This window comes from Vibrio sp. S234-5 (assembly GCF_000960595.1).
Taxonomy (GTDB): domain Bacteria; phylum Pseudomonadota; class Gammaproteobacteria; order Enterobacterales; family Vibrionaceae; genus Vibrio.
In genome coordinates this window covers 110,419-126,069 of record NZ_JZAM01000362.1, presented here as the reverse complement: position 1 = coordinate 126,069, position 15,651 = coordinate 110,419, and the positions used below count along the sequence as shown (strand labels likewise).

The following is a 15,651-nucleotide window of genomic DNA, read 5'->3' as shown; positions in this document are numbered from 1 at the left end:
GAGTAAGTAGAGCCATTTGAATTCCAAGATACGTAGGCAAACTATGACTGCATTTTCATCTATTCTCCAACGACGCGACTGGGAGAACCCGCAATCCGTCAATATTCACTGCCTTAAAGCGCACAGCCCACTTTCTAGTTTCCGTGACACCATGCACGCTCGGGATGGCATACATGCTCAGCGTCGTTCGCTTAATGGTCGGTGGAAGTTCAAGCTGTTTGATGCACCAGAGCAAGTCGATGCTCAGTTCATGCAATCTGATTTTAATGACACCGATTGGGAGGAGATAGTGGTTCCTTCTAACTGGCAGTTACAAGGCTATGACAAACCCATTTACGCCAACGTCAAGTACCCGTTTGAAGTGAATCCTCCGTATGTTCCGAGTGACAACCCAACCGGATGTTACCGCGTCACTGTGGCACTTTCACCTGCCGATCTGGCACACACGCAACGCATCATCTTCGATGGGGTGAATTCAGCGTTTCATCTCTGGTGCAACGGTCGTTGGGTTGGCTACAGCCAAGATAGCCGCTTGCCCGCAGAGTTTGACCTCACTCCGTACCTGATGGCTGGCGAAAATACCTTGGCCGTGATGGTGATCCGTTGGAGCGATGGCAGCTACCTTGAAGATCAAGATATGTGGTGGCTGAGCGGCATTTTCCGCGATGTCACCTTGCTGTCCAAACCGCAACACTGCATTGAAGATGTGTTTATCACTCCAGATTTGGACGCTTGCTATCGTGACGGTTGGCTATCGATTGTCACCACCCTTTCCGCGCCAGACACTTACCAAGTGCAAGTGCAGCTGTTTGAGGGTGAAACGGCCGTGACGGCGGCGAGCATTGACCGCCCACACAACCGCCGTATTGATGAGCGAGGCACCTATAACGATGTGGTTTTCCAAACACTGCACTTGCGCGAGCCAAAGAAATGGAGTGCAGAAACGCCCCATCTGTATCGTTTGGTGGTCTCTCTTTTGGATGAAAGCGGCGAACACATAGAGAGTGAGGCTTATCACGTCGGTTTTCGTAAAGTGGAGATCAGCGCTGGTCAGTTGAAGCTCAACGGAAAACCTTTACTGATCCGCGGCGTCAATCGCCACGAGCATCACCCAGAGCTGGGCCATGTGATGACGGAAGAGGATATGGTCCGCGACATCTGCCTGATGAAGCAATACAACTTCAACGCCGTACGCACCGCGCACTACCCGAACCACCCGCGTTGGTATGAGTTGTGCGACCAGTATGGCTTGTATGTGTGCGATGAAGCCAACATTGAAACCCACGGCATGCAGCCGATGAATCGCTTGTCGAGCGATCCGCAATGGGCGCATGCGTACATGAGCCGATACACACAAATGGTGCTGCGCGATAAAAACCACCCGTCAATCATCATCTGGTCTTTAGGTAACGAATCGGGCCACGGTAGCAACCACAATGCGATGTATGCGTGGTCGAAAAACTTCGATCCTTCTCGCCCTGTGCAATACGAAGGTGGCGGTGCCAACACCAGCGCCACCGACATCATTGTACCGATGTACGCCCGGGTTAATACCACGATTGAAGACGATGCGGTGCCCAAATGGCCGATCAAACAGTGGATTTCACTGCCCAATGAAACCCGTCCGTTGATATTGTGCGAATACGCCCATGCGATGGGCAACAGCTTAGGAAACTTCAACCAGTATTGGGAGGCGTTTCGCCAATACCCTCGCCTGCAAGGTGGTTTTATTTGGGATTGGGTAGACCAAGGCCTTAGCCAATGGGATGAAAACGGCCAACATTTTTGGGCTTATGGCGGCGACTTTGGCGATGAAATCAACGATCGCCAGTTCTGCATTAACGGTTTGGTCTTCCCTGATCGCACTGTGCATCCTACCTTGGAAGAGGCCAAATATTGTCAGCGCATGATCACTGTGTCACTGCAAGAGCAAACCCACGGATTGTACAGAATGCGGGTAACGAACGAACATCTTTTCCGCGCAACCGACAACGAGCAGTTGAACTGGTCACTGTTGGAAAATGGTCAAGCAATTCAATCTGGTTCACTCGCTCTCGATCTGCCAGCCGACAGCCAAGCAAGCTTTGATATCGCGCTCAACTTTAGCGCAAAATCAGGCGCCAGATATCACCTCAACACCGACATCATGCTGATAGAAGCAACACCTTGGGCAGCCGCAGGTCATGTCATTGCTAGCGAACAGTTTGCGTTGCGCAATCACGCCTCACTCACATTACCAACGCTGGAAAACCAACCTGCGCCATTGCTCACCCTGCAAGGCGATACGATGATTGTCACCAGCCGAGATGAAAAACATCAGTGGCACTGGGATAAGCAAACGGGTTTGATGACAAAATGGACGGTAGACGGCATCGCACAACTGCTTGCCGCGCCAGAAGAGAACTTCTTCCGCGCCCCGCTGGATAACGACATCGGCGTGAGTGAAGTGGACAATATCGACCCGAATGCATGGGTATGCCGTTGGCAGATGGCTGGCATTGGTCAATGGCAGCGCGAATGCATCGCTTGTCACAGTGAAATGCGTGCACAAGCGGTCATGGTGAGCTCGGTTTTCACCTACCACTTCAACGGTAATATTCAGGCCATCACGACTTGGACCTACACACTCAGCAATGATGGTGAGATGCAACTCAGCGTCGAAGTGAAACTGGCTGATAGCCTTCCGCCGATGCCACGTATCGGTTTAGAGCTGCAACTGCCGCTCAATGAGCCAAACACGCTGATCACTTGGCAAGGTTTAGGCCCATTTGAGAACTACCCTGACCGTTTGGCCGCCGCCCGTTTTGCACTGCACAGTCAAACACTTGAGCAGATGCACACGCCTTACATCTTCCCGACCGACAATGGCTTACGCTGTGGCACACAGTGGTTAAAAGTTAACCAACTGGTCATTTGTGGCGAGTTCCAGTTCAGCGTCAGTCAATACGCGCAGCAGCAATTGGCACAAGCCAAACATACTCATGATTTGCAAGCAGAAGAGAAGATTTACCTGCGTCTTGACCACCAACACATGGGCGTGGGTGGCGATGACTCTTGGAGCCCGAGCGTGCATCCAGAGTTTCAACTGACAGACAAACGCTATTGCTATCGCCTGAGCTTACAACCGTGTGAAGGGTAAGTTCTCAATTCAAGTAAACCCAGCGCTTCTCGATTAGAACAGCGCTGGCATCCTCTCGCCTCAGCACACCAATGTAAACGTTGTTTTTGCAACGTTTACATTTGTATAAAAACCACACTCAAATCACAAAAGTCTTACAAAAACTCACATTTATTTACCAGTTTTATGGAAATTTTAGCTACCTCACATTAATTGACTCGATTGTCACTATACTCAATCAGGTAAACGTTTTCATACCCCAATCAAGTTAATCTTGTCGAAAACGGATTACCCTACATAAATCAATAACAATTCGGGATTTTTCTATGAGAAAGGCTACTCTACTTGCTCTGCTGACTGCTGGTTTAGGCTTTGGAACACAAGCATTCGCAGATACGACTCTTGGATTCACTATCTACAAATACGACGACAACTTCATGTCGGTTGTCCGTCAGGCGATCGAAAAAGAAGCGGCGGGCGACAAAAAAACCCGTGTGCTGATGAACGATTCGCAAAACAGTCAATCAATGCAAAACGACCAAGTCGACGTCATGCTAGCGCGTGGTGTTCAAGGATTGGCGATCAACTTGGTTGACCCTGCCGCTGCGGAAACCATCATCAAGAAAGCCAAAATGGACGATGTTCCCGTGGTGTTCTACAACAAAGAACCGAGCCCAGAAGCGTTGGCGAGTTACGATAAAGCCTACTATGTCGGCACCGACTCCAAAGAATCTGGCATCATTCAGGGTGATTTGATCGCCCAGCAGTGGAAAGCGAACCCAGCGTGGGATAAAAACGGCGATGGCGTACTGCAGTACGTGATGCTTAAAGGAGAACCTGGCCACCCAGACGCAGAAGCTCGCACCAGTTACTCGGTACAAACGATTAACGAAAACGGCATCAAAACCGAAGAGCTGCACATGGATACAGGCATGTGGGACACCGCCATGGCGAAAGACAAGATGGACGCTTGGCTCTCTGGTCCAAATGGCAGCAAAATTGAAGTGGTGATTGCCAACAACGATGGCATGGCGATGGGCGCTATCGAAGCCCTGCGCGGCGCTGGCGTTAAACTCCCTGTTTACGGCGTTGATGCACTGGCCGAAGCGCTGGCACTGGTTAAATCCGGTGATATGGCGGGCACCGTGCTCAACGATGCCGAATCTCAAGCGAAAGCGACGTTTGAGCTTTCACGCAACTTAGCTGAGGGCAAAGCACCGACCGAAGGCACACGCTGGCAGCTGAATAATAAAGTCGTCCGTGTCCCTTATGTCGGCGTCGACAAAAACACACTTAACTAAACGTTGTACTGGGGAAGCCTCTCTTCCCCAGTTTTTCTTTCTCGCTATGTCGTTAGAACACATTTCTGTTGTCCGTTCATTAAAGAAATAAAGAGAAGCTATGGTAAGTCAAACGCATGAATTCCTGTTAGAAATGACGGGGGTAAGTAAAGAATTTCCTGGCGTAAAGGCATTAGATAACGTTAATTTAAAAGTCCGCCCCCATTCTATTCATGCCTTAATGGGTGAAAACGGCGCAGGAAAATCCACGTTACTAAAATGCCTTTTTGGCATTTATGAAAAAGATGCCGGAAATGTTCTTTTCTTGGGAAAAGAAATTAATTTTTCTTCTTCTAAAGAAGCATTAGAGTCGGGTGTTTCCATGGTTCACCAAGAGCTAAACCAAGTTAAGCAGTGCTCGGTGATGGATAATATCTGGCTAGGTCGCTATCCGAAAAAAGGATTTTTTGTTGATCACGACAAAATGTATCGTGATACCAAAAAGATCTTTGCCGAACTCGATATTAATATTGATCCCAAGGTGAAAGTCGCCACCCTTTCTGTTTCACAAATGCAAATGGTTGAAATCGCCAAAGCGTTTTCCTATGACGCCAAAATTGTGATCATGGATGAACCGACATCATCGCTGACCGAGAAAGAGGTCAGTCACCTGTTTACCATCATCAATAAGCTTAAAGAGAAAGGGTGTGGCGTGGTGTATATCTCGCACAAAATGGAAGAGATCTTCGCCATTTGTGACGAAATTACTATTTTACGCGATGGGCAATGGGTCGATACAAGGCCACTGAAAGGGCTCGACATGGACCAAATCATCGCCATGATGGTTGGTCGCGAACTCACTCACCGCTTCCCAGAAAAAACCAACACACCCAAAGAGGTAATTCTCGAAGTCGAAAACCTGACTGCACTAAACCAGCCCTCGATCCAACAGGTATCCTTTGAGCTTAAAGCGGGGGAAATCCTTGGCGTAGCAGGGTTGGTTGGTTCTCGTCGTACCGACATTGTCGAAACCATTTTTGGCGTGCGTGAGCGCAGTGATGGCCACATTCGTTTGCATGGGCGAGAGATGAAAAACCGCGACGCCCACGAAGCGATTCAAAACGGCTTTGCTTTGGTTACCGAAGAACGTCGTTCCACCGGTATCTATGGCAACCTTGACATCACGTTCAACTCACTGGTGGCCAATGTCGACGAGTACAAAACCAAAACTGGGCTACTTAGCGACAAAAAAATGAAGAGTGACACGCAATGGGTGATTGACTCAATGCGGGTAAAAACCCCCTCTCATCAGACGCACATCAGTTCTCTTTCTGGCGGCAACCAGCAAAAAGTTATTATTGGTCGCTGGCTATTGACTCAGCCTGAAATATTGATGCTAGATGAGCCAACGCGCGGTATTGACGTTGGGGCTAAATTCGAAATCTATCAACTTATTCTTGAACTGGCGAATAAGAATAAAGGCATTATTATCATCTCCTCAGAAATGCCTGAACTTATTGGTATCACAGATAGAATATTGGTGATGAGCAATGGCCGCGCCGCTGGCATTGTTAATACGAAAGAAACTTCACAGAATGAAATATTAGAACTGGCTTCTCGCTACCTCTAGGAAATAAATTATGGACGCGATTAAATCTTTTGCTTTGAAGCATTTAAAAGAAAGCGCAATTTATGCTGTGCTACTTATTCTACTGGCGGTGATTGTCATTCAAGAACCCTCGTTTTTGAGCTTACGAAATTTAAGTAATATTCTTACTCAGTCTTCTGTTCGAGTGATTATTGCGCTTGGTGTTGCCGGACTGATTGTGACCCAAGGCACCGACCTTTCCGCAGGTCGCCAGGTGGGTTTAGCGGCGGTAATTTTTTCCACCCCACTGCAATCAATTGATAATGTTAACAAAGTCTTCCCTGGAATTGGCGAAGTACCGATTGTGGCGGTCATTCTGTGTGTCTGTCTGATCGGGGCGATTATCGGATTAGTCAACGGTGTGATCGTCGCGTATCTTAAAGTCACGCCGTTTATTGCCACGTTAGGCACCATGATCATCGTCTACGGCATCAACTCGCTCTACTATGACGCAGTTGGCGCTTCACCGATTGCTGGTTTTGACGAACGCTTCACTGCTTTTACCCAAGGCTTTATTCAACTCGGCGGTTTCCGTTTCTCATATATCACCTTCTACGCCATTATCGCCATCATCTTTATGTGGGTGCTGTGGAACAAAACCGTTTTTGGCAAGAACATCTTCGCCGTTGGCGGCAACCCAGAAGCGGCCAGAGTATCCGGTGTTAATGTGCCGCTCACGCTACTCAAAGTCTACGCGCTCTCCGGTGTGTTGTACGCTTTTGGCGGCATGTTAGAAGCGGGACGTATCGGCAGTGCCACCAACAACCTTGGCTTCCTTTACGAGTTGGATGCGATTGCGGCGTGTGTCGTCGGTGGAGTCTCTTTTGCTGGCGGTGTGGGCAGTATCGCCGGGGTTGTCACCGGGGTGCTGATTTTCACCGTGATCAACTACGGCATGACTTACATTGGCGTCAGCCCATACTGGCAATACATCATCAAAGGCTCGATCATCGTCTTCGCAGTGGCACTCGATTCGATGAAATACGCCAATAAAAAGTAAGCTTGTCGGCATCGCTCAGAGTCTCTGGCGATGCCGTTTTTACTTCGCCCTGCGTGGCTTTATCTGTGCGAATTCTTTATCTGCACGAATTTGGAGCCCATCTTTTCGCGACTCTCAGTCGCCTCAGTGCAGTGCCCCGTTAACAGAAATCGCAGAACCGCTTCGCGACGGCACTACATCAATACGCTGCGCCATTTGCTCTTTCATTTCCGCGACATGGGAAATCACCCCGATCATCCGCCCACTCTGCTGTAAATCCACCAGCGTTTGCACTGCCAGATCGAGCGATTCCGGATCCAAGCTGCCGAATCCTTCATCGATAAACAGCGTCTCGAGGCGAATACCACCACTGTAAGATTGCACCACATCCGACAAACCGAGCGCTAAAGAGAGCGCCGCCATGAAGGATTCTCCGCCAGATAAGGTAGCGACGTCGCGCGATTTGCCGGTGTAACTGTCTTCCACCACTAGATCTAAGCCTCGCCCCGCCACGCCTTTAAAGCCGTCGGTTTTGCGGCTGAGGATGTATCGACCACGACTCATTAAGCTCAAACGTTGCGACGCTTGGATCAACACATCATCCAGCAGCACGCCAAGCACAAAGCGATGTAAACTGATTCGGCTGCCCGTTTTACCACTGGCGACATCGTAAAGCGTACCGTAAACCTTGTATTCCTCTTCAAGGCGATGATTGTGTTGGTGTAACTCGGCGATCTTGCGCTGCACACTTTCCAGTTTGGTGACCAGAGAGCGTACACTATCTTGCTCATTTTTGACTTGCAGATAGCGCTGCTCACACTCTGTCACCGCCAGCTCTTGCTGCGCCAGCTCAGGCGGCTGCTTATCTTGCAATCGCTGCTGAAAATCCTGATAAGTCTGCTGCAAACGGGTGGTTTGCAGTTGGAACTGCTCCAACTCTTGCTTCCATTGCTCCAACTGGCTGGGCTCTGCCCGCTGCGCCAAATAGTGCTGCTCGTCGCTAAAAGCTGACGCGTCGAGAGCCTCACGCCAAGCCAATTGATGTTGTTCACTCCGATGCTGCATTTGCGACAACATGTCGCTGTGCGCTTTTAGTTCACTACGCAGTGCCGATAGCGTTTGTTTTATCTCATCAAGGCGTTTTTGACTGCGATCTTTAGCTTGTTGCCATGTATCAATCTGTTGGCTGAGTATGGCAATTTTCTGCTCAACCAAAGTCACGTCGCGCCATTCGCTGGCGATCTGCTGACTAAATTTGCTTAGCTGTTCACGCTTTTCTTTTAACGTCGCAGAGGCAGAAATGAGTTGTTGGGTGAGCTCTTTCTCCATGGCATCACCTTTGCCACAGCGCTCGATCAGTTGCTGGACATTACTCTCCAACTGAGCGAGGTTGATCGCTTGCATTTTTTTGAGCTCGGCTTGCAGCTCCAGTAACTGGGCTTGCAGCGCCTCAATTGAGGTATCCAATAAGGCGCCCAGCTGTGCTGCGCTTTGTGCCACCGCTTCTTGCTGTTGAGTGATTTTAGACAGGTGTAACGCCAGCGCATTCTCGCTCTGGTTAAAAACGGCGAGCACGTTTTTCTCCCGCTCGCGTGCCTGCTCCACTTGCACTTTACTAACTGGCTCTCCGACAAAGGTCGCTTTAGCCGGATGCTCTCGGCTGCCACAGACCGGGCAAGAGTCGCCTTGGCTAAGACGTTCAGCAATGATCGCCGCTTGTTCATTGTGCCAGCTCAGCTCAATCCGATCGGCACTTTGCTGAGCGTTTAACCAGTGCTGCTTTGCCTGTTGTTGCACCTGCTGCTTGGCTTGCGTCTGCGAGTGCAAATCGTGCAAACCTTGCTGAAGTTTCAGGTGGTGCGTGTAGTCGTTGATCTGGCGTTTCAGCTCCCCTTCACGCGCTTCAAGCCGTGGTTGCTCCGCCAATGCCTGCTTGCCTTGGTCAAAAGCGCTGGTGGCCGATTGCAGCTCTTGCTGCATCACCGCTTTGTGCGCTTGTACGCGTTGCAATTGATGCTCAAGCTTTTCTACTTCTGCGCCCAAATGGGCAATCTCTTGTTCAAATTGCGCTTTTTGCGTCAGCTTGGCCTTGGCGGTTTCTAAGGCAAACTTTTCTTGCTGTAGATCAGGAATACGTTCGACTTGTTGCTGGGCCTGAGTTAATTGCTGCTCTAACTCATTCGCTTGCTGTGTTGCACTGCTTAGTGAAGCATTAAGCTCATCAATCTTGCTTTGCTGTTGAACAATATCGTTAAGGATACTCTTCCACTGATGATAAGGCCCATCGAGTTGCTGCGCTTGGCGGGCATGCTCAAGCTGCAGCGCTAAAGCTTGCATCGACGTCTTTTTGGCCAGATGAGTATCGAGCGCACTTTTCGCTGCCGCCTGTTTATTGAACTCTTCCAGCAAGGATTTGGCCGCAATCAGGGCTTGCTTGGCGTCGTTGTAGCGGCCTAAATGTTGTTGTTCTTGCAAGTTCAACTCAGTGAGCGCACTTTGCTGCTCTTTCAATGTCTCTGTCAGAGACGATTCATCGCTGACCTCAGCCACATCCAGCGCACCACGGATCTGCTCATCGAACTTCTCTTTGGCGCTGCTGATCGCCTGCGCTTTCTCTTTCAGGGCAAATTCAATGCGTTTGTATATTTCCGTTTGGAACAACTGACCAAATATCTCTTCACGCTCTTTGGAACTCGCAAGCAACAGTTCGCGAAATTTCCCTTGGGGTAGCACCATCACTTGGCGAAACTGAGTCTCGCTCAGACCAATCAACTCAGTTACTTTGCCTTTCACTTCGTTGGTTTTGGCGGTGATCAGTTTCTCTTCGTCATCGAGTAAATAGAGCGACGCGGTGTGTTTTTTCACCGTCGTCCCTTCGCCACGCGCTTTGGCCGCTTCTTGCTCTGGCGAACGTTGAACGCGGTAACGTCTGCCGTGCAAGGCAAATTCGAGAGTCACTTCGGTCGGTGTTTTCACATCGGCGAGGTCACAGCGCATCTGCGCGCCCTGCCGTTCGTTGCCCGTGGTTTCGCCATACAAGGCGTAGCAGATGGCGTCCAATATCGAGGTTTTCCCTGACCCCGTTGGCCCGTTGATCAAAAACAGTGGGTTAGATCCAAGTAACGTAAAATCGATCTCTTCACGGCCAGCAAAAGGGCCGAATGCTTGCATGGTGAGTTTGATGGGTTTCATGCTGTTTCACCCTTACTGTTTCAACAAATCTTTGACAATGGCACTGAGCGCCTGATCTTGCGCGCTGCTCAATTCGCTCTCTTGCGCTTCGCGGAAAAAATCACGGAACATATCCGCTTCGCTACGCGCCAGTTTTGCTTGCGCCATTTGTTGTTCAACGCCAATCAACATGCCCGGTTTCTCTAAATGCAAAACGTTCGGATAGACCGCACGAAGCTTGTCCATCGGATTAAGGATCGCGTGCTTATCCAGCAAGCGCACCAATAGGTAATCGTCCGCGTTAGGATCTGTTTTGCCACGTGCAATGATGTCATCCAGTTCCCCCTCTAGCACGCGCATTTCTCGCGGTGCTTTGAACGCGACATGTTCAGCGTTGGCAAATCCGTTTTCATCGAGCGTTACCAGCGTAAATCCTTTCTTTTGGTGCTGCTCGGAAAAGCTGTATTTCATCAGCGAGCCACTGTATCGAATGTGGGCTTCACTGCGCTGCTGCGGCTGATGCAGATGGCCAAGCGCAACGTAATCAAAGCAGCGAAAATAGTCCGCACTAACTCGATCCGAACCACCGATGGAGAGCGGCCGCTCCGAATCACTGCTCTCTCCACCATCCACAAAACAGTGGCTCAGCAGCACATTTTTCTGCGCGTGTTGGAAACGGCCCTTAATCTCTTCAACCAATACTTGGTGCGCTTGGTCGTAGTCTTTCACATCAGCGCCAAAGGCAAAACGCACCTGCTCTGGATCGCTATAGGGCATGCCGTAAAAAGCCACCAGACCCGCTTGCTCACTTTCCAGCACGACGGGTTCCAGCATTTGGCAGAAGTTACTGATGATGTGCAGCCCGGCTTGTTTCATTTGCGAGGCACCAAAACCGAGTCGCTGCGCGCCATCATGATTGCCAGGAATGATGATCATCGGCGTGTTCAGATCGCCGCAAATGCGCGTTACTGTCTGGTCGAGCAACTCCACCGCCGCAGTTGGTGGCACCGAGCGATCAAAAATATCCCCCGCCACGACAACGGCGTCGACCGGATGCTGCGCAATGTATTCAATCAATTGTTCAAGAACGACACTTTGGTCTTCTAGCAGAGAGACGTTGTGAAACTGACGGCCAAGATGCCAGTCTGAGGTATGGATGAATTTCATATATGACCACTTATACCAACGAACGTATAACGAATTGCTCCGTCTTTAGTAGCCGCTAGCATAGCCTGATACAGGCACTATTTCATCGCGCAATATACTTTAATCTCGAGACGAAGCGATTGAAAGCACACTAAATAGACGAAAACGCCCATAGGTTCACGCTTCGGGAGGTAGAGTCATAAAATTTAACACTCCGTGCGGTTACGCCCATTACGTTTGGCTTTGAGCAGTGCGTGATCGGCGCGTTTAAGCACTTCTTCATAACTCTGCGCATTGTCGCTATCGGCAAAACCAATGCTGGCGGTGATAGTGAGATCCGGATCGATATCATCAAAACGGCTCTGCTCGATACGCTCTCTCAGCTGATCAAAATAGGCGTACGGCTGGTCGCCTTGGTACAACAGGGTGAATTCTTCCCCGCCCCACCTTGCCGTTTTTTCAGGTGATTGCGCATAATCTCGCAAAATGTGAGCGATAGCGATGATCGCTTTATCACCTGCCAGATGGGAATATTTATCATTGATTCGCTTAAAGAAATCGATATCCAAGATCGCGACAAAGAAACGCTGCTGATTTTCCTTAGCGTGATTGAAAGTCGCTTTGATCTCATTATCAAAGGCGCGGCGATTCGCCAAGCCAGTTAAGACATCTTCTTTTGACAGTCTTTCATACTTCTCCGCTTGCGCTCGGATCTCTTGCGTTTGCAGTGCCACTTGTTTTTTCAACTGAAGCTCATTGCGTTTAAGCGCGCTTAGCCGCCAGCGAATCGCAGCCACTAGCAGAATCAGTGCTGCCAGCGCAACAGCAATGCGAACTTCCGTGCGCTGCCAAAAAGAGGGGTAGACGGTAAATTGGTACACATGCTGCGCATCATGCCACTCACCGTACGGCGAGCGCGCGCTGATGCACAAACGGTATTCCCCTGGCGGCAGATAGGTGTACTCGACCGTGGTCGCATTGCCTCGATAGGACCAATCGTTGTCAAACCCTTCCAATTTGGTACGGTATTGCAAACGTTCAGACATAACATAGCCAAGCCCGACGTAAGAAAAGGAGACGCGCGTCGTGCCTGCAGGAACGTGACCGCGTGAGTCAACATCGACATTAGTAGAATCAAACTTCACCGATTCGAGCACCACCGGCAGTTGATGTTTGACGTCGTGCGCCAAGCTGTCAGGATGGATCGATGCCGCGCCTTTTGCAGTAGCAAAATAGAGATGGCCCGCCTTAGTGATTATTGCGGCCGGGTTCGAGCCACCGTTTGCCTGACTGCTCGCCATGCCATCATTTTCATCATAGTGCTCAAACTCTAAGCTAGCATACATGCCGTCTGCGACGCGATGTGCCTGCTCGTAGCCAATGCGCCAAATACCTCGGTTACTTGACAACCAGAAATGACCTTGGCCATCGTTGACCACTTGGAAAAATTTGTCGATGGGCAACCCTTGCGGACGCCCAACAAGCGCGGTGGTTTTATCCCGTTGCCGATAGCGCACCACACCGCGATCTGTGGCGATCCACACATAGCCCGGTTCGGTGTAAAAGCCGAAAGCGTATTGGGCGGCTTCCAGCTTGTCTAAATTGAGGCTGGTAAAATGCTCCTCGGCAAGATAACTGACGCCAAGCCCTGTCCCCACCCAAATTTTACCGAACTCATCTTCCGCCAGCGCCATCACATAGTTATCAACCAGCTCGCCATTTTCTTTGCTAAAATAGCGCAAAGCACCGTCTGGTGAACGTTTGATTAAACCCGCGGGCGTTCCAATCCATAAATTATTCTGACTGTCTTGAAGCAGGGCTCGTATTTCATTAGTCGGTAAACCACTATTTTCACTAAGAAATAAACTTAGCTGTCCAGATTGGAACACCATGAGGCCATGTTGGTAGGTGCCAACCCAAGCGCTGTCTGCGCTTCGCTTTGCCAAACTCAACACGGAGAGATTCTCACCGTGACTCGGTACCGCTCGCGCCCCTGCTCTATCCAGCACACTCAAGCCATTACTGCTGCCGATTAGCAGATGATCGTCAGCGACCTCCAGCAGAGTGCGTACATAGTTGCCTACTAAACCTTGTTCTTGAGTCACAGAAACAAAGGGAGCTTCTCGCAAACGGATAATTCCGCCATTGGTGCCGATCCAGATGTTACCTTGCTGATCTTCAAGCCAAGAGAGCACGCGGTTATTCGGCAGCCCTTGACGAACGTCTAGCCATTCCAGCCCATGTGCACTCAAGCGTGCCACACCTCGATTGATAGTGCCAAACCAAATACTGCCCGCGCTGTCTTGCTCAACCACCGTGACCACGGTACTCGCCAGAGCATTCTCTAAAGGGCTCAAGATTTGCCCGTCCCAGCGCCAAGCGCCACGGTTTGTACCCAGTAGAATATCGCCGCTCGGCGCTGATGAGACATAAGAGACGCGCTCAAATTGCGTTGAAGAGAGTTTTTGTGCTGCACTATCGGTTAGGCGATAGAGACCGGCATCCGTTGCCGCAATAATCGCACCAGTCGCATCCTGAGCAAGACGATAAGCGCTCGTATTGGTTAACCGCCATTGGTCCTCGCCATAACGGCCATCCTTGAGATGAGGGCGAAACACCACCCCTTGTCCTTCAATGGCAAACCATAAATTTTGCTGCAAATCGACCAAAATGAAATTAATCAAACCTGGTAACGGGGTTTGCGCATGCCAAGTATAACCTTGCCGAAGTGCTAAACTACCCCGGGCACCGCCTACCCACAAACGATTGGCGCTGTCTGCAGCCAGCGAGCGTGTGCCGGAATCCAGCATATGCGTCTGCGGATTTCGATCAAAACGTTTGAAATTGAGACCATTGTAACGGGCAACCCCTTCCCAAGTGGCAAACCATAAGTAGCCATCTTGCGTTTGAGCAATGGCGTTGATGCTATTGTGGGGTAGCCCCTGATTTGAACTCCAGGTTTCAGAGAAATAATCGGATAGACGTAGTGGCTGAGCAAAAAGAGACGTCGAGAACAAAGCGATCAGCAGCAAAATCGCCAATCGCCTGAACTGCATGCAAGGGTTTGCCCAATTTACTTTACTCATTACGTCTTTTTCCTTCACTGCGGTTTTAAACCAAACGGCAACCAACGAAACCGCCGCAAAACATTATTTATGATAGAAATATAAATTAACTACTAAGCCACAACAATGAAGTGGTGATTTATACGGGCGGTATGGCGTATGGAATTCGCCACCTTGTGACAAAACTCTCATGCTCAGAACAAAACCAGACTCAAGCAAAGTAATAAGGCCAATACATCATTCGACGTTTCGCCAAATACTTCTCTTCGCTCTAAGCTCGTTACACCAATTGGTGGGTTTTTAAAAACACCAACCCAATCGTACAGGTGATGGTCGAAAGTACCGTGGTCAAGGCAATAATGTTTGCCGCTAATGTGGCATTGCCTCCCATTGAGCGCGCCATCACATAACTTGCCGCTGCAACAGGCGAAGCATTCATAAAAAAGAGAATGCCCAGTTCTATCCCGCGAAATCCGAGCAGATATGCGGCGCTGGTCACAAGCACTGGCGCCAAAACCAATTTGTAGCTGCTGGCAAACCAAGTGGGGCGACTTTCATTTTTGAGCAAACTAAAGTTGAGTGAGCCACCCGTACACAACAGCGCCAATGGTAGCGTCATCTTAGACAGGTAGTTACCAGCATCTATCGCCACTTGCGGAACAGGAATAGACAACAAGTAAAATGCGACGCCTGAGAGGATAGCGATGATCAGCGGATTTTTGGTCAGGGTTTTAAACACCACTTTGAGCGCTTTGTCACCGCTATTTTTCCCTTTCGGCGACAAGCAGATCACGGCTTGAACGTTGTAGATAAAAGTGGTCACCGCAACATAGATCGCAGCCAGCGCGACACCCTGAGAGCCATAGGCATTGGCCACATAGGCGATACCAATAATGCCCGTATTGGCGCGAAAACCACCTTGAATCACCACGCCTTGATCGGGGGATGATGTAAACAACAGCTTGACGGATATGAAAGTAAAAATGAAAAAAGCGATATTGGCAACAATGCCAAAATTGACAAAATGACTGGCGGCGGAAAAGTCGTGTTCAGCGCTGACCAGACTGAGAAACAGCATGGTGGGCAAAGTAACTTGGAACACCAGTTTGGAACCGACTTCGATAAACGACTCGTTAATCAATCCGATACGTTTAAAAAACACCCCCAGCAGCAACATCAGACAGATAGGTCCTGTGACCGACAAGGAAAACTGCAACTGAGTTAAAAGTGATTCCATCAAACAT

Annotated in this window: 8 protein-coding genes; 4 read left to right on the top strand and 4 right to left on the bottom strand. The window is 49.8% G+C overall.

Features of this window, described 5'->3' with window-relative positions:
• Window positions 1-43: 43 nt before the first annotated feature.
• The 4 genes from UF06_RS20915 to mglC all read left to right on the top strand — a co-directional run bounded on the left by UF06_RS20915 (window position 44) and on the right by mglC (window position 7,046).
• Complete coding sequence (locus tag UF06_RS20915; protein ID WP_045572162.1) at window positions 44-3,139, top strand: beta-galactosidase; 3,096 nt, start codon at window positions 44-46, stop codon at window positions 3,137-3,139.
• Window positions 3,140-3,444: 305 nt separating this feature from the next.
• Window positions 3,445-4,419, top strand: a complete 975-nt coding sequence (gene mglB / locus UF06_RS20910; RefSeq protein WP_045572161.1) for a galactose/glucose ABC transporter substrate-binding protein MglB — start codon at window positions 3,445-3,447, stop codon at window positions 4,417-4,419.
• 100 nt (window positions 4,420-4,519) lie between these two features.
• A complete protein-coding gene (mglA, locus tag UF06_RS20905) occupies window positions 4,520-6,028 on the top strand; it encodes a galactose/methyl galactoside ABC transporter ATP-binding protein MglA (protein WP_045572160.1) in 1,509 nt (502 codons plus the stop codon).
• Window positions 6,029-6,038: 10 nt separating this feature from the next.
• Window positions 6,039-7,046, top strand: coding sequence for a galactose/methyl galactoside ABC transporter permease MglC (mglC, locus tag UF06_RS20900; RefSeq protein WP_045572159.1), 1,008 nt, complete (start codon window positions 6,039-6,041; stop codon window positions 7,044-7,046).
• Between the two features lie 123 nt (window positions 7,047-7,169).
• On the opposite strand, the gene UF06_RS20895 is transcribed toward mglC, so the two are convergent.
• From UF06_RS20895 to UF06_RS20880, 4 genes are all read right to left on the bottom strand, one after another.
• The gene (locus UF06_RS20895; RefSeq protein WP_045572158.1) at window positions 7,170-10,217 is read right to left on the bottom strand and encodes an SMC family ATPase; all 3,048 of its coding nucleotides are present in this window, start codon (window positions 10,215-10,217) and stop codon (window positions 7,170-7,172) included.
• Between the two features lie 12 nt (window positions 10,218-10,229).
• On the bottom strand, window positions 10,230-11,363 hold the full coding sequence (locus UF06_RS20890) for an exonuclease SbcCD subunit D (RefSeq protein WP_045572157.1): 1,134 nt from the start codon (window positions 11,361-11,363) through the stop codon (window positions 10,230-10,232).
• A 185-nt stretch (window positions 11,364-11,548) separates the two neighbouring features.
• Window positions 11,549-14,428: a ligand-binding sensor domain-containing diguanylate cyclase gene (locus tag UF06_RS20885; RefSeq protein WP_045572156.1), complete on the bottom strand. Its 2,880-nt coding sequence runs from the start codon at window positions 14,426-14,428 to the stop codon at window positions 11,549-11,551.
• A gap of 259 nt (window positions 14,429-14,687) precedes the next feature.
• Entirely contained in the window at window positions 14,688-15,644 is a 957-nt protein-coding gene (locus tag UF06_RS20880) for an AEC family transporter (protein WP_045572155.1), read from the bottom strand.
• Between the last annotated feature and the right edge of the window lie 7 nt (window positions 15,645-15,651).

Excerpts from the sequence above, each read along its gene's own strand:
- mglA (WP_045572160.1), top strand. The coding sequence starts at position 4,520 with ATGGTAAGTCAAACGCATGAATTCCTGTTAGAAATGACGGGGGTAAGT.
- UF06_RS20890 (WP_045572157.1), bottom strand. The coding sequence starts at position 11,363 with ATGAAATTCATCCATACCTCAGACTGGCATCTTGGCCGTCAGTTTCAC.
- UF06_RS20895 (WP_045572158.1), bottom strand. The coding sequence starts at position 10,217 with ATGAAACCCATCAAACTCACCATGCAAGCATTCGGCCCTTTTGCTGGC.
- mglB (WP_045572161.1), top strand. The coding sequence starts at position 3,445 with ATGAGAAAGGCTACTCTACTTGCTCTGCTGACTGCTGGTTTAGGCTTT.
- mglC (WP_045572159.1), top strand. The coding sequence starts at position 6,039 with ATGGACGCGATTAAATCTTTTGCTTTGAAGCATTTAAAAGAAAGCGCA.
- UF06_RS20915 (WP_045572162.1), top strand. The coding sequence starts at position 44 with ATGACTGCATTTTCATCTATTCTCCAACGACGCGACTGGGAGAACCCG.
- UF06_RS20885 (WP_045572156.1), bottom strand. The coding sequence starts at position 14,428 with ATGAGTAAAGTAAATTGGGCAAACCCTTGCATGCAGTTCAGGCGATTG.
- UF06_RS20880 (WP_045572155.1), bottom strand. The coding sequence starts at position 15,644 with ATGGAATCACTTTTAACTCAGTTGCAGTTTTCCTTGTCGGTCACAGGA.